Genomic DNA, 17,597 nt, shown 5'->3' on the forward strand with positions numbered 1-17,597 from the left:
CCAGTTCATCGTTTCGAAACAGGCCGATGACATCGCGTTGATCCGCGGCTTAGCGGGTCGCGTTCCGAACCATCTCCTCTCTCGTTCGCATACCCCACGGGGTCCGATTAGGAGGCTGGCAAGTGAATCGTTTCAGAACCGCGTTTGGCATAGCCGTGGCGCTAGGCACCCTGCTCGCCACCGGAACCGGCGTCCCGGCGGCCGGCCTGCCCCGGACCAGCGGCGCCAACCCCTCGTCCGCCTGTCCCTGGATGGACACCCGCAAGAGCCCGGACCAGCGCGCCAAGCTCCTGCTGGCACGCAGCACCCTCGGACAGAAGCTGCGCTGGCTCGACGAACAGGCCGCCAACTCACCCACCCAGACCACGTTCAGCGGCGTCATCTATCCCGTCCAGGTCGCCTGCACGCCGACCGTCGTTTACGCCGACGGGCCCGATTACGTGCGCGGACCGGCCGGGGTGACCGTCTTCCCGGCGCAGCTCGCCCTCGCCGCCGCGTGGAGCGACGACCTCGCCTACGACAAGGGCAAGGCCCAGGCCGACGAGGCCTTCCGGGCCGGCAAGAACGTCCTGCTCGCGCCGGGCGTCTCCAGCTCGCGTACCCCGCTGGCCGGCCGCACCCCGGAGTACCTCGGGGAGGACTCGCTGCTCAGCGGCAACCTGGCCGCCGCACAGACCAACGGCATCCAGGAGGGCAACTCGAAGCAGCCGGTGATGGCGGTGCTCAAGCACTACATCGCCAACGAACAGGAGCTCGACCGGCAGACCAGTTCGTCGAACATCGACGGCCGCACGCTGCGCGAGGTCTACGACCTGCCGTTCGCGATCGCCGTCGCGAAGAGCGAGCCGGGCGGCATCATGTGCTCGTTCAACCAGGTCAACGGGATCTGGGCCTGCGAGAACCAGATCCAGAACAACCTGCTCAAGACCGAGGCCGGCTTCGACGGTTACATCGTCTCCGACTTCGGCTCGGTGCACTCGACCGGCCCGTCCCTGGTCGGCGGCCTCGACCAGGAGCTGAACCGGCCGCGTTTCTACACTCCGGCCAACATCGAGGCCGCGCTGGACGCCGGCCAGGTCTCGGTGGCACAGATCGACGCGGCGGCGCTGCGAGTGGTGCGCGCTTACCTTGCGGCCGGTCTCTTCGATCACCCGCTGCCGGCCACCCCGTCGACAAGCACCTCCACCCCGGCCAACAAGGCGATCGCGCAGACCGTCGCCGAGCGCGGTTCGGTGCTGCTGAAGAACGGCGGATCGATCCTGCCGCTGGCCGGTAGCGGCAAGAAGATCGCGGTGATCGGGCCGACCGCCTCGAACACGCCGACCGGTGGGGTCAGCGCCGGCACGGTCTGTGCCGAGGGGCGCGGCACGTCGGCGGCCTGCCCCAACCCGGTGGCGCCGCTCGACGCGATCACCGGCCGGGCCGCCGCGGCGGGCCAGACGGTCTCCTACGACAGCGGGGCCGACCCGGCCACGGCGGCGTCGATCGCGCGCGGCGCGGACGTCGCGGTGGTGTTCGGTTACGCCAAGCAGGGCGAGTTCGCCGACCGCACGACCCTGGCGCTGGACGGCAACGGCGACGACCTGATCGCCGCGGTGGCGGCCGCGAACCCGAACACGGTCGTCGTGCTGGAGACCGGCACCGCGACCACGATGCCGTGGCTCGCGAGCGTCAAGGGTGTCGTGCAGGCGTGGTACCCCGGTGACCAGCAGGGCACCGCCCTGGCCCGGTTGCTTTACGGCGACACCGACTTCACCGGCCGGCTCCCGATGACCTTCCCGAAGTCGCTGGCCGACACCCCGACGAACACTCCGGCGCAGTACCCCGGCACGTTCGCCAACGGTTCCACCACCCGGCCGGCCGGCAGCACCGAGATCCGGCAGGTCAGTTACAGCGAGGGGCTCAAGGTCGGCTACAAGTGGTACGACTCGCAGGCGATCGAGCCGCTCTTCCCGTTCGGCTACGGGTTGTCCTACACCAGCTTCGCCTACCAGAACCTGCGGGTCACCCCGCACCTGAAGGGCAAGCGCGGCACGGTGTCGGTCACCTTCGACGTGCGCAACACCGGTGCCCGCACCGGAACCGCGACCCCGCAGCTGTATCTCACGCTGCCGTCGGCCACCGGCGAACCGGGCAAGCGCCTCGTCGGATATGACCAGGTCACGCTGCGGCCGGGGCAGAGCACCCGGGTGCAGCTGACGATCGACGCGACCTCGCCGGACCGGCCGCTGAGCTTCTGGAACACCGCCGGGCACGCCTGGGACACCGCCGCCGGTGGTTACCAGGTGCAGGTCGGGGCCAGTTCCCGTGACCTGCCGCTGACCGGTTCCTTCACCGTCTCCTGAACCAGGGCTTCCGGGTCTGGGCTTCCGGGTCTGGACTTCCGGCCGGTTGGGATTGACTCCCGGCCGACCGGAAGCTCGGCGTCAGTGAACCGCCGGCTCATCATCCGGCACCACCGGCGACTCGGCCAGGGAGGTGGCGGGGGCGGGAGTGGCGGTCGGCCGCAGGATCGACACCGCGACGATGGCCGCCGCGACCCCGCCCACCACTCCGACCAGCGCGGTCATCGAGAGAGCGTCCACAAAGGCATTCCGGGCGAGCTGGGCCAGGGCGGCGTCGCCGGTCTGGGCCGCGATCCGCAGGGCGTCACCGATCGACTCCCGCGCCTGCCCGACGACGTCGGACGGCATCGACGCCCGATATGCCGTGGCGAGCACGCTGCCCAGCACGGCCACGCTCAGTGCCGCACCGACCTGCTGGACGGTGTCGTTGACGGCCGAGCCGACCCCGGCCCGCTCCGGTGGCAACGCGCCGAGCAGCGTGCCGACCGCGGCCGGCCCGGCCACGCCGCTGCCGGCGCCCATCACGACCATCGCGACGGCCAGGTGGGCGAAGCCGTCGCCCGGCTCGAGCATGGCGATCACCCCGAACCCGGCCGCCATCAGCAGCAGGCCGCTGGCAAGCGCGGCGCGGGCACCGAACTTCTTGTCGACGACCACGCCGAGGCCGTTGCAGATCATCGTGGTGACGATCATCGGGATGAAGGCGAGGCCGGCCTTCGCCGGTTCGTAGCCGAGGACGAACTGTAGATATTGCGTGAGGGCGAGCAGCATGCCGCCGGCCGAGAAGGACAACAGCACGACCGAGAGGCTGGCACCGGCGAAGTTGCGGTTGCGGAACAGGCTGAGCGGCAGCATCGGCTCGGCCACCCGCCGCTCCCAGAGGGCGAACGCGGTCAGCGCGATCACGGCCACGACGAACCCGCCGACGGTCTGGGCGGAGGACCAGCCCTCCTTGGCTGAGTTGATGACACCCCAGACCAGGGCGGTCGTGCCGACCATCGAGAGCAGCGCACCGAGCACGTCGGGCCGGCCGGCCGGGCCTCGCGACTCCGGAATGATCAGCAGCGCCGCCACGATGCCGAGCACGGCGATCGGGATGTTCATCAGGAAGACCGAACCCCACCAGAAGTGCTGCAGCAGCAGACCACCGGCGGCCGGGCCGCCGAGCGCGCCGAGCATCAGCACCGAGGTCCAGATGGCGATGGCCTTCTTGCGCTCCTCGTCGTCGAAGACCGTGGTGAGGATCGAGAGCGTGCCCGGCATCAGGAACGCGGCGCCGACGCCCATCAGGCCGCGGACCGCGATCAGCTGACCGGAGGTCTGGCTGAGGGTGGCGAGCACCGAGGCGCCACCGAACACGATCAGGCCGATGACCAGGCCGCGGCGCCGGCCGAAGCGGTCGGAGAGGCTGCCGGCGATGAGCAGCACGCCGGCGAAAACCAGGATGTAGGAGTCGATGATCCATTGGATGTCGGACGAACTGGCGCCCAGATCGCGGATCAGCGACGGGATGGCGATGTTGAGCACCATGTTGTCGATGACGACGACGAGGAGGCTCAGGCACAGCACGCCGAGGATCAACCAGCGGCGCGGATTCCGATCAGGCATGGGGGCTTCCCTCGTACGCTGTTCGAGTGACTCGCACACCGTACCATCGACGTCGCACGCTGTACGACCCTCGATAGACTGACGCCATGGCGGAGCTCTTTTTCGACTCGGTGTGGCTGCGTCCACCAACGCGCAAGCGGGCCGGTCAGCCCACGCTCGACCGTGACCAGATCGTGCGAGCCGCGATGGAGCTGCTCGACGCCGACGGCCCGGCCGGCCTGAGCATGCGCCGCCTCGGCACCCACCTCGGTGCCGGCGCCACCTCGCTCTACTGGCACGTGGCGAACAAGGACGACCTGCTCGAGCTCGCCATCGACGAGGTGCTGGGCGAGATCTACGTCCCCGAGCCCGGCGACACCGACTGGCGGATGGCCTTGTCGGTGCTGGCCAACGGCATGCGCACCGCGATCCTGCGGCACTCCTGGGTGATCGGCCTGCTCGGCACGAAACCCACCCTCGGGCCCAACGCCATGCGGATGGGCGAGCGCAGCGTCGCGCTGCTCACCGCGGCCGGCTTCACCGGCATGGAGGTCTCCTACGTCAGCTCGGTGATCCACGCGCACGCGCTCGGCTCGGCCACCACCCAGGCCGCGGTCGCGACCGCGACGAAAAAAGCCGGCCGCACGTTCGAGCAGATGGCCGACGAACTGGAGCCGATGCTCGAGCGGCTCAGTGCTGACAACCCGCGCTACGACAAGTGGCGCAAGGAAAATGTGGTGATCGCCGATCCGGACACGATGTGGAGCGACAGCTTCGCCTTCGGACTGGAACGGATTCTCGACGGCCTGGAAACGTGGCTGGCCGCCGGAAAGCCGGCCTGAAAGTGATCATCCGCGACGCCGGCGAGCACGATGCGGCCGCCTGCGCGGCCATCTACCGGCCGTACGTTTTGGGCACCGCCGTCAGCTTCGAGCTCGAGCCGCCGTCCGAGTCGGAAATGGCCGACCGGATCCGGGAGGCGGCAAGCACACACGCCTGGCTGGTCGCCGAGGTGGACGGCGAGGTCGCGGGTTACGCCTACGCCCGGCCGTTCGCGGCCCGCGAGGCCTACCGCTGGTCGTGCGAGACCAGCGTCTACCTGTCGTCGGCCCGGCATCGCACCGGCCTCGGCCGATCTCTCTACCGCGTGCTGCTCGGTCGCCTCGCCGAGCGTGGGTTCCGGGTCGCGGTGGCCAAGATGACGCTGCCCAACCCGGCGAGCGAGGGCCTGCACGCCGCGCTGGGTTTCCAGCCGGTCGGCGTGCATCGCCGGATCGGTTTCAAGCACGGCGCCTGGCACGACGTCGCCATCAGCCAGCTGGATCTGGCCACCGGCGAGGACCCACCCGTCGAGCCGCGCTGACGGGTGGGTCGTTGCCGATCAGTGGCCCTTGGTGTCTTTCTCCGTGGCCTTTTCGGTGGGCGGCGGGGTGTAGTTGAGGTGGTCGAGCGGGAGCGGGAACTCCTGGTCGTCACCGAACGGCGACGGGCCACCCTGCGTCGGCAGGGCAAGCTCGGCGACGTCCATCCGGCCGTCGTCGCGGACCCGCGCGCCCTCGGCCGGACGGGCCTGGGTGAACGGTGTGCCCGCGGTGTGCACCGACGGCACGGCGCCGGCGTGGGCCGGCTCGTCCAGCTGGTCGCGCCGGAAGATCTTGCGGCCGAGCCAGACCAGCGGGTCGTAGCGGCGGTCGACGACGCGTTCCTTCATCGGGATGATCGCGTTGTCAGTGATCTTGATGTGCTCGGGGCAGACCTCGGTGCAGCACTTGGTGATGTTGCAGAATCCGAGACCCTGCTCGGCCTGTGCGTAATCCTTGCGGTCGGTGCGCGCGTCGAGCGGATGCATGTCGAGCTCGGCGGCCCGGATGAAGAACCGCGGACCGGAGAAGGCCGCCTTGTTCTCCTCGTGGTCGCGCACCACGTGGCAGGTGTTCTGGCAGAGGAAGCACTCGATGCACTTGCGGAACTCCTGCGAGCGCTCGACGTCGACCTGCTTCATCCGGTATTGACCCGGGGCCACCCCGGCCGGCGGGGCGAACGCCGGGGTCTCGCGCGCCTTCTCATAGTTGAAGCTGACGTCGGTGACCAGGTCGCGGATGATCGGGAAGGTCCGCAGCGGCGTGATGGTGACCGTCTCGTCCTCTTCGAACGTGGACATCCGGGTCATGCAGCCGAGCTTCGGCTTACCGTTGATCTCCATCGAGCAGGAGCCGCACTTGCCGGCCTTGCAGTTCCACCGGCAGGCCAGGTCGGGTGTCTGGGTGGCCTGCAGCCGGTGGATGATGTCGAGCACGACCTCGCCCTCGTTGACCTCGACGTCGTAGTCCTGGATGTCGCCGCCCGACTCGTCGCCGCGCCAGACCCGGAAGTGACGTTTGGTGCCCATTACTTCGCCTCCAGCGCGTCGAACTCGGTCAGCTCATCGTCGGTCAGGTATTTCGACAACTCGGTGCGCTCGAACAGGGAGATCAGCTCGCCGCGCATCTTCGGCAGCGGCTTGCGCTCCAGGTGCACGTCGCCGGACTTGTCGAGCGAGCAGACCAGGTTGACCTTCCGCCATTGCGGGTTCATCCCCGGGAAGTCTTCCCGGGTGTGGCCGCCGCGCGATTCCTCGCGCTCCAGCGCGGCCTTGGCCGTGCACTCCGAGACGACAAGCATGTTGCGCAGGTCGAGAGCGAGATGCCAGCCCGGGTTGTAGCGCCGGCCGCCGACCGCGCCGACGTTGGTGACCCGCTGCTTGATCTCTTGGAGCCGCTTGAGGGCGTCGGTCAGCTCGCCGGCCCGCCGGATGATGCCGACCAGGTCGCCCATCACCGCCTGCAGGTCCTGCTGCAATGTGTACGGGTTTTCGCCGCTCTGCCGGTTGAGCGGAGCCAGCGCCACGTCGAGTGCGGCCTCGACGTCGGCCGTGGCGACCTTGGGCCGCTTGGCCAGCGCGTCGACATAGGCGGACGCGTGCTCGCCGGCCCGCTTGCCGAAGACCAGCAGGTCGGAGAGCGAGTTGCCGCCGAGCCGGTTGGAGCCGTGCATGCCGCCGGACACCTCACCGGCCGCGAACAGGCCGGTCACCGTGCCGGACGCGGCCGCCGAGTCGGGGTCGACCTCGACGCCACCCATCACGTAGTGACAGGTCGGGCCGACCTCCATCGGCTGCTTGGTGATGTCGACGTCGGCCAGTTCCTTGAACTGGTGGTGCATCGACGGCAACCGCTTGATGATCTTCTCGGCCGGCATCCGGGTCGAGACGTCCAGGTAGACGCCGCCGGCCTTGGTGCCGCGGCCCTCCTTGACCTCGTTGTTGATCGCGCGGGCGACCTCGTCGCGGGGGAGCAGCTCAGGCGGGCGACGGTTGTTGTCGGGATCGTCGTACCACCGGTCGGCTTCCTCCTCGGTATCCGCGTACTGCTTGCGGAAGACGTCGGGGACGTAGTTGAACATGAACCGCTTGCCGTCGGAGTTGCGCAGCACGCCGCCGTCGCCCCGGACCGACTCGGTGACCAGGATGCCCTTGACGCTGGGCGGCCACACCATGCCGGTCGGGTGGAACTGCAGGAACTCCATGTTGATCAGCGTGGCGCCGGCCCGCAGCGCGAGCGCGTGGCCGTCCCCGGTGTACTCCCAGGAGTTCGAGGTCACCTTGTAGCTGCGGCCGACGCCGCCGGTCGCGAGCACCACGGCGGGCGCCTCGAGCAGCAGGAACTCACCGGACTCGCGGTAGTAGCCGAACGCGCCGGCCACCTGGTCACCGTCGAGCAGCAGCTCGGTGATGGTGGTCTCGGCGAAGACCTTGATCTTCGCGTCGTAGCTGCCGGTCTCGGCGAAGTCTTCCTGCTGGAGCGAGACGATCTTCTGCTGCAGGGTGCGGATCAGCTCGAGGCCGGTGCGGTCGCCGACGTGCGCGAGCCGCGGGTACTCGTGGCCGCCGAAGTTGCGCTGCGAGATCTTGCCGTCCTTGGTGCGGTCGAACAGCGCACCGTAGGTCTCCAGCTCCCAGATGCGTTCCGGCGCCTCCTTGGCGTGCAGCTCGGCCATCCGGAAATTGTTCAGGAACTTGCCGCCGCGCATGGTGTCCCGGAAGTGCACCATCCAGTTGTCTTTGGAGTTCACGTTGCCCATCGCGGCAGCCGCGCCGCCCTCGGCCATCACCGTGTGCGCCTTGCCGAACAGCGACTTCGAGATGATCGCCGTCCGCTTTCCGGCGAGCCGGGCTTCGATCGCCGCGCGCAGGCCGGCGCCGCCGGCACCGATCACGACGACGTCATAGTGGTGTCGTTCGATTCGGGTGGTCATCGCTCAGCTCCCTTTCAGCCCACGAACCGCAGGTCGGGGAACCAGTCGGCGGCAACCGCCATGACGTAGAAATCGGTCAGCGCGAGCGTGCCCAGAGTGATCCAGGCCAGCAGCATGTGCCGGGTGTTCAGCTTGGACACGAAGGTCCAGAAGCGGTAGCGCACCGGGTGGGCGGAGAAGTGCTTGAGCCGCCCGCCGGCGATGTGCCGGCACGAGTGGCAGGACAGCGTGTAGAGCCAGAGCATCACCACGTTGCCGACCAGGACGATGTTGCCGAGCCCGAAGCCGAACCCGTTACCGCTGTGGAACGCGCGAATCGCGTCCCACGTGTTGATCAGCGAGATGATCCCGGCCGCGTAGAACGCGTAGCGGTGGATGTTCTGGAAGATCAGCGGGAAGCGGGTCTCACCCGAGTATTTCTGGTGCGCATCGGGCACGGCACAGGCCGGCGGCGACAACCAGAACGCCCGGTAATAGGCCTTGCGGTAGTAATAGCAGGTAAGGCGGAACAGCAGCAGGAACGGCAGGGTGAACGCCGCTTCCGGAATCAACCAGAACGACGGCAGTGGGGTGCCGAACTCGGCCGACCCCTCCACGCATCGGTCGGTGATGCACGGTGAGTAGAACGGCGTGAGGTAGTGGAACTCGTCGACGTAATACCACTTGTGCATGAAGACGCGGACGGTCGCGTAGGTGACCCATGCCGCTAGCCCCACAAAGGTGATGAGTGGGGGGAACCACCACCGGTCAGTACGCAACGTCTTCGCCGCGATCGCTGCGCGTGCGCGTCCAGCGTCCGGCCTCGTTGCCGTCGTCGTCATTCGTTCTCCCTGACGTGCCTGTCATGTGACCCGGCTGTTAACGGGCGAGGCCCACCAGCCGCCATGCCTGCGTGATGTGGGGCACACGTTACGCCGGGGGTCAGACGGTTTGCGGCTCAGGGATGGGGTCTAGGTCACAAATTCGAGCCCCGCTCGCATCGACGCGGACAAACGGGATAGTGGATCTTGAGGTCAGAGTTCGGGAACGGCCAATCGCCGGACCGGTCCGGCGCACGGCGCCGGAGACCACTGCATCAGCAGGTCGGTCACGGCCCGGCCGTCGGTGGTCCGGGGAGCGACATAAAACGCGGGCGTACGGGACTTGGCCTGCCGGTCGAGTGCGTCCGCGAAGACCGTGCGGGCGTCCAGGAGCTGCCGCCACGCGTCCTCGTCCCGCTGATCGTCCAGCTGGTCGAGATAGAGCCGGACGGCGATGTTCTCGTTCCGGATCGCGGTGGCCCGGGCGGCCGGATCCCCGGTCGCCCCGGGCGGGCCGAGCTGATTGAGCCGTCGTTCCAGGTCGAGGCAGTCGGTCTCGCGCAGCACCCGGGTCTCCTGCGCGTCGGCCGCCCGATCCCGCACGTCGTCGACGGTCGAGACGACCGAGAGCGCCCCGGCGCACAGCGCCACCACGACGACGGCCGCCGCCACCGCGATGCCGGCCACGAACCATCGCCGCTGGCGCCGCTTGCGCTCGCTCATCGGCTCGCCGTTGATCGGCCCGAGCCGCCAGACCCGCCAGACCCGCCCGCGGCCACCGCGTCCCGGCGCCGTGGCCGCGGAGGCGGAGGAAGAAGCGCTGCCCAGTCCGCTGCTGGCCGCGCCCCGAGGCGCAGCATCGTCGTCGGCACCGGTATCAGCGGCCGGGCCGGGCCGGACCGGCCGCTTCCGCCCGGCCGGGCCCACCCAGTCGTCCGGCTCGGACACATCGGACGAGCCCGCCGGGGCTCCGGTCACCGGCTCGGCAGGCTCGTTTCCGCCCCGCTGCGCCGGAATCCGGCTGGTCGGGGCGTCGTCGTGATCCGGCTCGCGATCCGTGTCGCTCACCGGCCCAGTGAAGCACGCGGGTCAATGCGTCGCCGCCCCGCGCGACCGTCAGCCGGAGGCGTTACCGGTCAGGTTCCAGCTGGCCAGATGCAGGGCCGGTGCCGCGTATCGCACGCCGGACCAGCTGTCGGGCAGCAGGACCGTCTCGCTGCCGATGCCGCGCACCGCGCCGATGCCCAGCGCCTGCGGATAGGACTGGGTGAAGCGCATGTTGCTCACCGCCGCGGTCACCTCGCCGTCCTCGACCAGCCACACGCCGTTGCGGGTCAGGCCGGTGATGACCAGGCTCTTCTGGTCGAGGACCCGGGTGTACCAGAAGTCGGTGATGAGCAGCCCGCGCTCCATCCGGGCCACCAGCGGCCGGGCCGACTCGGCGGTCGGGCCGCCCGGGTCGGCCGGCAGTACCGGCTCGGTCGCGGCCGGCGCCGCCTCGAGCCGCATGTGCGTGGCCATCGGCCCCCAGGTGCGGGAGCTCCCGGACGCGTGGCCGGTCGACTCGGCGCCCACCTCGGCGGCCGACCGCCGGTCGTGCGCCACCGCCTTGGTCACCCCGTCGCGCACCAGCACCAGCGACTCCCGGGGCGTGCCCTCGACGTCGAACGGCAGGCCGGCGGCCGGCTCGCCGCGGCTGCCCAGCGGATCGTCCACGATGGTCACCGACGGGTCGAACTGTTCGGCACCCAGCTCGGCGAAGGACTGCCGCTGCGCGAACGTCTTGCCGTTGAACCCGAAGAACGAGAGGTTGCTCAGCACGTCGGCGACCGCTTCCGGCTCGAGCACCACCTCGTAGCGGCCGGGCGGCAACTCCACCGGGCGTTCCCCGGCTCGTGCCTTGGCCGCGGCCCGCGCGCCCAGCACCGCGCCATCGAGGTCGCCGAGGCGTCCGGCCGCCCGCCGGGCCACGCCGTCGGAGCCGCTCAGCCGGGCGATGCCGTCCATCGCCGCCTCGGCCGTCCGCCCCTCGGCGGACTGGCCGGCGCTGTTGGCGAACGCGGCCGAGCAGTAGACCGTGCGGCAGAAACCGGCCGTCTCGAGGCCGCCGGCCGCCCGGACGAAGTCGCCCACCAGGGCGGCCCGCTCGGCCGGGGTGGCCCGCGCGGTCGCCTCGTCGAAGCCGAAGTCGAGGCCGGAGTGCGCGCCGGAACCGTGATAGCCGGCCGAGTGGTGCAGCGGCGCGGGTGCGGTCAGGCCCGGCCAAGCCGCGTCGGCCGGGCTGACCCGGACCGCCGCGATCGTGCGCTCGACCAGCGCGCGTAAACCGTCGGCGCTGGTCAGGGTGGTGGAGCCACCGGCCGTGCGACCGTCGAGGTGTAGCCGTAGCCGCACCGAGGTGGTCGCCTCGGCGACGTTCTGGTGGATGGCCGAGTTGGCGAACCGGGTCAGCGCCTCGGCGTTGTGCTGCACCATCACCTCGGCCTGGGCGGCCGGGCCGGCCGCCGCCCGGACCAGCTCGATCACGCGAGCGGCCAGTTCGAGTTCGGCGCCTGTCCGGGCGATGTCGATGCTCATCCGTGCACCCCCACGCGTACGTTGCTGAACCGGGCCGGCGCCGCGGAGTGCGCGGTGTGCCCCACCTGGCCGGGCTGGCCCTTGCCGCAGTTCGGAATGCCGTAGGGCACGGTCTCGGCGGAGAGCATGTCCATCGACTGCCAGAACCGCGGGCCGATGCCGGTGTAGGTCGGGTTGCGCAGCATCCGGCCGCGCTTGCCGTTCTTGATCTCGTAGCCGATCTCACACCCGAACTGGAAGTTCAGCCGGCGGTCGTCGATCGACCAGGACCGGTTGGTCTCCATGTAGATGCCGTCGTCGGTGGCCGCGATGATCTCGTCGAGGCTGTGCGGGCCGGGCTCGAGACCGACGTTGGTCATCCGGACCATCGGCAGCCGGGCCCAGCCGTCGGAGCGGACGCTGCCCGCGTAGTCGAGGCCGGCCACGGCGGCCGAGTCGCGCCCGGCCAGCACGCCGACCCAGATGCCGTCGCGGACCGCGTCCCGCTTGCCGGCCGGGGTGCCCTCGTCGTCGTAGCCGAAGCTGCCGAGTGCACCCGGGATGGTCGGGTCGATGGTGATGTTCATCAGCTCCGAGCCGTATCGCAGCGACCCGAGCTTCTCCAGGTCGAGCCAGCTGGTGCCGGCGAATGCGGCCTCCCAGCCGAGGATGCGGTCGAGCTCGATGGCGTGCCCGACCGACTCGTGGATCTGCAGCGCCAGCTGATCGCCGGCGAGGATCAGGTTGGTCTCGCCGGACGGGCAGAGCGGCGCGGTGGTCAGGGCGCGCGCCTCCTCGGCCATCCGGGGCGCGTTGCCGACCAGGTCGAGCTCCTCGACCAACTCCCAGCCACGCGTGCCGTACTGATGGCCCCAGCCGCGGCGCTGCACCTCGCCGTCGCCGAGGGCGCTGGCCGTCACCGAGGCGCCACACTCGCGGACGTGCTGGTCGATGCGATGCCCGTCGCTGGAGACGAACCACTTGCGGGTGTCCCAGATCGCGTAGCCGGCCTCGGCCTGGTCGGCGCCCGCGTCCTTGGCCGCCTGGGTGGCCCGCACCAGCAGGTCACCCTTGTCGGCGAGCGGGACGGCAAGCGGGTCGATGCGGCACTCGCTGGTCCAGCTGCCCGCGCCCGCCCCGGCCGGCACCAGGTCGATCGGCGGCCCCGGCACGGTGGCGCTGGCCGCCGCGATCTGCGCGGCCCGCCGGCCGGCGGCCCGGGCCGCCGAGTCGGACAGGTCGGGCACCGCGTAGAAACCCCAGCTCGAACCGACCAGGGCCCGGACACCGAGGCCGGCACTCTCGTCGGAATTGAGATCCTCGACGTCCCCGTTGCGGGCGCTCATCGACTCGGTGCGACGCAACATGATCCGCGCGTCGGCATAACGCGCTCCGGCGTCCAGCGCGGCTTGCACCGCCGAGTACGCCTCATCGAAGTGGCTCATGCACCGACCCTAGGGGACCGGTACGACAAAACTCAGACCGGAGGAAGCAACTCGGCCGGATCGATCGTGGCAACGATCGGCTCGGTCAGGTGGAGAACGTCGCCGACCGTGGCGACCGCTTCCTCGACGTAGGTGTCGTGGGCGAGGCGATAGAGCAGCACCGTGCGGGCATCGGGATCGACCAACAGGTACCAGGGGATGCCGCCGGTCGCGTAGTAGTGCATCTTGAGCACTCGGTCGGTGGCCGCGTTGGCGGGCGAGATGATCTCGCACACCAGACGAACCGCGGAGCTGTCCACGATGACTTCGCGTTCATCGATCTCCGTGGTGATGGCGATGTCGGGGATGGGAATGCGGGACGGGTTGAGGCGTACGTTCACCGCTTCCCAGACCGCGAGGCCGACGGCGTTCGCGCCGGGATCGAAGGAGTTGGCCAGGCGGCGAGAGATCTTTTGGTGCAGGGGAGTGGCGGCCGGCGTCACGTGGAGGCTCCCATCGAAGAGCTCAATGCGCTCGGGAGTCGTGCCGATGGCGAGGAACTCGGCCTCGGACATCGGTTTCCCGTCGCTGAAGATGGCTGTCGTCATGGCGTCTCCCTGGTGACCGAGGTCAGACTCTCTCATGAAGACTAGTCTCATGCCAACTCTCCTAGCGACTACTTTTTGGCCGCGCCTCGCAGGAAGGCTAACTCCTCGTCGAGGGTGGCCGCCGAGACCGAGGAACAGCCCGGCAGGGCGGCGCCGACCAGCAGCAGCGGGCGCGAGTGGTCGGACTGCGCGGCCGCCTCGAGCAGGCTGTGGTGGGCGTACACGTCGGGTGCGTCCCGGCGGTCGCCCAGGTAACGCTCGGCGAACGGCGGCGCCACCTCGGCCCAGTCGGTCACCGGTTGGCGGGCGACGGCCCGGTGGAAGACCTCGGGGCGGCGCAGCACGGCCAGCGCCGCGAGCCAGCCGCCGAGCCCGGTGCCGCGCACCGACACCGACGACAGGTCGAGGTCGGGGTGCTTGCCGAGCAGCACGTGCAGGGCGTCGACCTGGTCGGTCAGGGCCACGTCGCCGAGGCGGCGGTGCACCACTTTCTCGAAGCTGGGCGCCACCCCCGGCGTACCCCGGCTGTCGACACTCACGACGGCGAAGCCGGCGTCGGCCCACCACTGCCGTTCCTGCCACGCGGCCGGGTCCGAGGTCACCTGCTGATGGCCCGGCCCGTCGCCCAGCGTGAGCAGCACGGGGATTTTCGCCCCGCCGACGAAGCCGGCCGGGTAGAGCACGGCGGCGGGAAGCCGCCGGTCGGTGACGCGTTCCAGGACCGGGCGAGGGTGGTAGGGCAGCGGCGCCGCGAGGTTGCCGAGCGTGGCGACGCGGGCGTCGCCCCGCCAGACGGTGTCGTCCAGGACCAGAACATCGCCGCCGACGAAGGCCTGATGCCAGCCCGGGGTCAGGCTGATCTTGCGGGCTTCGGCCCCGCCGCCGCCCAGGGAGGTACGCACCCGGAAGACCGACTGCGCGGCCGGGTCCCCGTCGGTCCCCTCGACCACGAGGTCGGGCGCGCCGGACGGGGCTCCGGTGCGCGGCAGCGTGCCGACCACCCGCCGCACGTAGAGGCCGGGCGGAGTGAGCAGGCTGCCGTCGGCGAACAGGCAGCGGGCGTCGAAGCCGTCGTGGGCCAGTTCGCCGCCGACCAGCACCCGGCCGTCCGGCAGGTGCCGCGGGGTGCCGTCGACCGGTTCCACCCAGCGGGCGTCGGCCAGTTCGGCGTGCACCTGGGTCTCGCCGGTGCGCGGGTCGATGGCCAGCACCAGCCCGTGCTGCTGCATCCGGCGCAGCACGGTGATCAGCGGTCCGCCGCCGTCGGCCCAGCGCACGTTGACGACGTAGGGATAGGTCTCCCGGTCCCAGTGCACGTCGACCCAGCCGTCGTCCAGGTCGAGCAGGTGCAGGCTGGCCGCGGCGCCGCTGCGGGTGGCCAGGATCTGCCGGCCGTCGGGTGACCACCACCAGCCGCGCCGCCGGCCGAACTGGACGGCGGCCGGGTCGGGCACACCCCAGGAGATCAGCCCGCCGTGCTCGCGCCAGGCGTTCCCGAGTTCGCCGGCGATCAGCCGGTCGCCGCCGGGGCCGACCACGCGCAGCGAGGCGGAACCGCCGGTCCGGCTCACGTACCCGATGTTGCGGCCGATCGGGTCGGGTCGCGGATCTTCCACCGGCTCGTCGGTGGCCACCTCGGTGACCTCGCCGCCGATCAGATCGGCGCGGACGAGCCGGCCGTCGCGGGCGAAGGCGGCGATCCGGGCGTCACGGTCGACGGCGTACGCCTCGATCGGGCCTTTGCTGATCTGGGTTTCCGTGGCCGTGGCCACGGTCAGCACCCAGAGCGCGGCGTCCGGGTCCTCCGGGCCGGCCGATCGGAGGAAGACCACCCGGGAGCCATCGCCGCCGATCGCGACGTCGCGTGGTGCGCCGTAGCTGAAGTGACCGGTGCGATCGGCGAGTCCGGGGTAATCCACGGGTCCAGCATCGCTGATCAAGCGTCGGTTCCGCCGTGCAAACTCGCAGCCCGGCTCCGGAAAGCTTGTGCGACTGCCGCGTAAAGTGGCGCGGGTGACTGACGCCCTGCCCGCGCGCCGCCTGCTGCTGGTGCACGCACATCCCGACGACGAGGTCACCGGCACCGGCGCCACGATGGCCCACTACGTGGCCGCCGGCGCACACGTGACCCTCGTTACCTGCACCCTCGGCGAAGAGGGTGAGATCCACGTCCCCGAGCTGGCTCAGCTCGAGGCGAAGCAGGCCGACCAGCTCGGCGGCTACCGCCTGGTCGAGCTGTCCCGGGCGTGTGCGGCGCTCGGCGTCACCGATCACCGGTTCCTCGGCGGCCCGGGCCGCTACCGCGACTCCGGCATGATGGGCCTGCCGACCAACGAGCACCCGCGGGCGTTCTGGCAGGCCGACCTGGACGAGGCGGCCGATCAGCTGCTGGAGATCATCAAGGAGATCCAGCCGCAGGTCATGATCACGTACGACGAGAACGGCTTCTACGGTCACCCCGATCACATCCAGGCGCACCGGGTGGCGATGCGGGCGGCCGAGCTGGCCGGCGACGCGGGCCCGGAGAAGATCTACTGGACCGCCATGCCGCTGAGTGTGCTGAAAGAGGGCATGGAGGCGTTCCGCGAGCTGGACGACAACCCGTTCGCCGACGTGGAAAAGGTGGAGGACCTGCCGTTCGGGCACACCGACGACGAGATCGCGGCCCGGATGGACGGCACCGACCACTACGACCAGAAGGTGGCCGCGATGCGCGCGCACGCCACCCAGATCCCCGACAACTCCTGGCTGTACGGCATTGCCGGCGACTTCGGTGGCGAGTTCATGGGAGTCGAATACTTCCTGCTCGCCAAGGGTGAGCGCGGCCCCGGCGAGGGTCCGAACAACTGGGAGAGCGACCTGTTCAGCGGGGTCAAGACGATATGACGCCGACGGAGACCGCGATACCCGACGAGACCGCCCCGCAGGAGAAGAAGAGGGGCTGGGAGCCGGTGATCGTGGCCGGCGGTCTGGTGGTCGCGATCCTGGCCGCGTTCATTACCGGGGTCCTCGAGATCCTGGTGACCCCGCTGCGGGCCGGCGACGTCGTCACGATCTGGCGGGGGGACGCGATCGGCTCGGGCAGCGGCCCGCCGATCGGCCTGGCCATCCTGCTCGCGGTGGTGGCCAACTACGCCATCGGCTGGTTCGCGGTGAGCACCACCGGCAAGCGCTGGGCGCTGGCCCCGCCGTGGGCGCTCTGGACGCTGATGATGCTGTTCGCGGCGGGCGTGCGCACCAACGAGGGCGATTACCTGATCAGCGGGGACGACTGGGTGGCGCTGGTGATGATCCTGGTCGGCAGCCTCTCGTTCGCGGTGTACTCCTATCGAATGATCTTGCGGCGAATCCCGCGCGGACCGGTGCCCGACCAGCGTTGAGCGGGTCGTGGACGACGCTGGGCAGTTCGACGTGCGGCGCGCGGTCCTGGTCGGCGTGCTGGCCATGGTCGTACTGGCGGTGACCGGCGTGGTGGCGTACCGGATGAACGGTGACGTGCCGCACGGCACCCGGATGCTCGGGGTTGACCTGGGCGGCCTATCCCGAAGCGAGGCCGAGGCGGTGCTGCGCCGGCCGGTCGCCGAGCACGCCGCGGACCCGGTGCGGGTCCTGCTCGACGGCCGGCGCGTGGTGTTCCCGCCGGCCGCTCTGGGCGTGCGGGTCGACGTCGAGCTGTCGGTCGGGCGGGCGATCCGCAGCGCCGGGAACGCCGACGTCGAACCGGTGGTCCGGGTGGACAAGCAGCGGTTCGGGGCGTTGCTGCCGGCCGACGTCGACCGGGCGGTGCGCGCGGTCCGGGCGGCCTGGCCGCACGGCGAGGTCGCCACCCTGAGCCCGAACTAGCAGCAGACTCCCAGCTTTCGCACAGTACGCGTGGCGCGTCATCCGCAAAGATGGCCGGGAGATCGAGCGTTCGGAGTTCACCTGGCGTTACGATCCCGTGCCACGAATCGTCTGCGGCGCGCAGTCAAGGCGGCCGCGTTG

15 protein-coding genes are annotated in these 17,597 nt (G+C 70.3%); 6 read left to right on the plus strand and 9 right to left on the minus strand.

Annotation, left to right across the window (positions count from 1 at the left end):
• Window positions 1–122: 122 nt before the first annotated feature.
• Window positions 123–2,345, plus strand: coding sequence for a beta-glucosidase (locus Ate02nite_RS36150; RefSeq protein ID WP_239147960.1), 2,223 nt, complete (start codon window positions 123–125; stop codon window positions 2,343–2,345).
• 81 nt (window positions 2,346–2,426) lie between these two features.
• Here the strand turns inward: Ate02nite_RS36150 and Ate02nite_RS36155 are convergent, their stop codons facing one another.
• Window positions 2,427–3,953 (minus strand): MFS transporter, encoded by a 1,527-nt coding sequence (locus Ate02nite_RS36155; protein WP_203812403.1) that lies wholly within the window; start codon window positions 3,951–3,953, stop codon window positions 2,427–2,429.
• Between the two features lie 86 nt (window positions 3,954–4,039).
• Between Ate02nite_RS36155 and Ate02nite_RS36160 the strand changes: the two genes are divergently transcribed.
• Window positions 4,040–4,774: a TetR/AcrR family transcriptional regulator C-terminal domain-containing protein gene (locus Ate02nite_RS36160; protein ID WP_203812404.1), complete on the plus strand. Its 735-nt coding sequence runs from the start codon at window positions 4,040–4,042 to the stop codon at window positions 4,772–4,774.
• Between the two features lie 2 nt (window positions 4,775–4,776).
• Complete coding sequence (locus tag Ate02nite_RS36165) at window positions 4,777–5,295, plus strand: GNAT family N-acetyltransferase (RefSeq protein ID WP_239147961.1); 519 nt, start codon at window positions 4,777–4,779, stop codon at window positions 5,293–5,295.
• 18 nt (window positions 5,296–5,313) lie between these two features.
• On the opposite strand, the gene Ate02nite_RS36170 is transcribed toward Ate02nite_RS36165, so the two are convergent.
• The 8 genes from Ate02nite_RS36170 to Ate02nite_RS36205 form a co-directional block, all read right to left on the minus strand.
• Entirely contained in the window at window positions 5,314–6,321 is a 1,008-nt protein-coding gene (locus Ate02nite_RS36170) for a succinate dehydrogenase/fumarate reductase iron-sulfur subunit (RefSeq protein ID WP_203812405.1), read from the minus strand.
• Entirely contained in the window at window positions 6,321–8,225 is a 1,905-nt protein-coding gene (locus tag Ate02nite_RS36175; RefSeq protein ID WP_203812406.1) for a fumarate reductase/succinate dehydrogenase flavoprotein subunit, read from the minus strand. The genes Ate02nite_RS36170 and Ate02nite_RS36175 overlap by 1 nt, the downstream gene beginning before the upstream one ends.
• A 14-nt stretch (window positions 8,226–8,239) precedes the next feature.
• A complete protein-coding gene (sdhC, locus tag Ate02nite_RS36180; RefSeq protein ID WP_203812407.1) occupies window positions 8,240–9,046 on the minus strand; it encodes a succinate dehydrogenase subunit SdhC in 807 nt (268 codons plus the stop codon).
• A 192-nt stretch (window positions 9,047–9,238) separates the two neighbouring features.
• A complete protein-coding gene (locus Ate02nite_RS36185; RefSeq protein ID WP_203812408.1) occupies window positions 9,239–10,093 on the minus strand; it encodes a hypothetical protein in 855 nt (284 codons plus the stop codon).
• A gap of 48 nt (window positions 10,094–10,141) precedes the next feature.
• On the minus strand, window positions 10,142–11,602 hold the full coding sequence (locus tag Ate02nite_RS36190) for a TldD/PmbA family protein (RefSeq protein ID WP_203812409.1): 1,461 nt from the start codon (window positions 11,600–11,602) through the stop codon (window positions 10,142–10,144).
• Entirely contained in the window at window positions 11,599–13,026 is a 1,428-nt protein-coding gene (locus Ate02nite_RS36195; protein WP_203812410.1) for a TldD/PmbA family protein, read from the minus strand. Before Ate02nite_RS36195 ends, Ate02nite_RS36190 begins: the two co-directional genes overlap by 4 nt.
• A 32-nt stretch (window positions 13,027–13,058) precedes the next feature.
• Window positions 13,059–13,613, minus strand: a complete 555-nt coding sequence (locus tag Ate02nite_RS36200) for a Uma2 family endonuclease (protein WP_203812411.1) — start codon at window positions 13,611–13,613, stop codon at window positions 13,059–13,061.
• Between the two features lie 68 nt (window positions 13,614–13,681).
• Window positions 13,682–15,466 (minus strand): prolyl oligopeptidase family serine peptidase, encoded by a 1,785-nt coding sequence (locus tag Ate02nite_RS36205; protein WP_438871300.1) that lies wholly within the window; start codon window positions 15,464–15,466, stop codon window positions 13,682–13,684.
• Between the two features lie 160 nt (window positions 15,467–15,626).
• Here Ate02nite_RS36205 and mshB point away from each other — a divergent pair, with 160 nt between their 5' ends.
• Genes mshB through Ate02nite_RS36220 form a run of 3 tightly spaced genes read left to right on the plus strand, consistent with a single transcriptional unit; the run spans window position 15,627 to window position 17,456 of the window.
• A complete protein-coding gene (gene mshB / locus Ate02nite_RS36210) occupies window positions 15,627–16,499 on the plus strand; it encodes an N-acetyl-1-D-myo-inositol-2-amino-2-deoxy-alpha-D-glucopyranoside deacetylase (protein WP_239147962.1) in 873 nt (290 codons plus the stop codon).
• Complete coding sequence (locus Ate02nite_RS36215; RefSeq protein ID WP_203812414.1) at window positions 16,496–16,993, plus strand: hypothetical protein; 498 nt, start codon at window positions 16,496–16,498, stop codon at window positions 16,991–16,993. The genes mshB and Ate02nite_RS36215 overlap by 4 nt, the downstream gene beginning before the upstream one ends.
• A 7-nt stretch (window positions 16,994–17,000) precedes the next feature.
• On the plus strand, window positions 17,001–17,456 hold the full coding sequence (locus Ate02nite_RS36220) for a hypothetical protein (RefSeq protein ID WP_203812415.1): 456 nt from the start codon (window positions 17,001–17,003) through the stop codon (window positions 17,454–17,456).
• The last annotated feature ends 141 nt before the right edge of the window (window positions 17,457–17,597 follow it).

Origin of the sequence: Paractinoplanes tereljensis, assembly GCF_016862435.1 — a bacterium.
Taxonomy (GTDB): domain Bacteria; phylum Actinomycetota; class Actinomycetes; order Mycobacteriales; family Micromonosporaceae; genus Actinoplanes; species Actinoplanes tereljensis.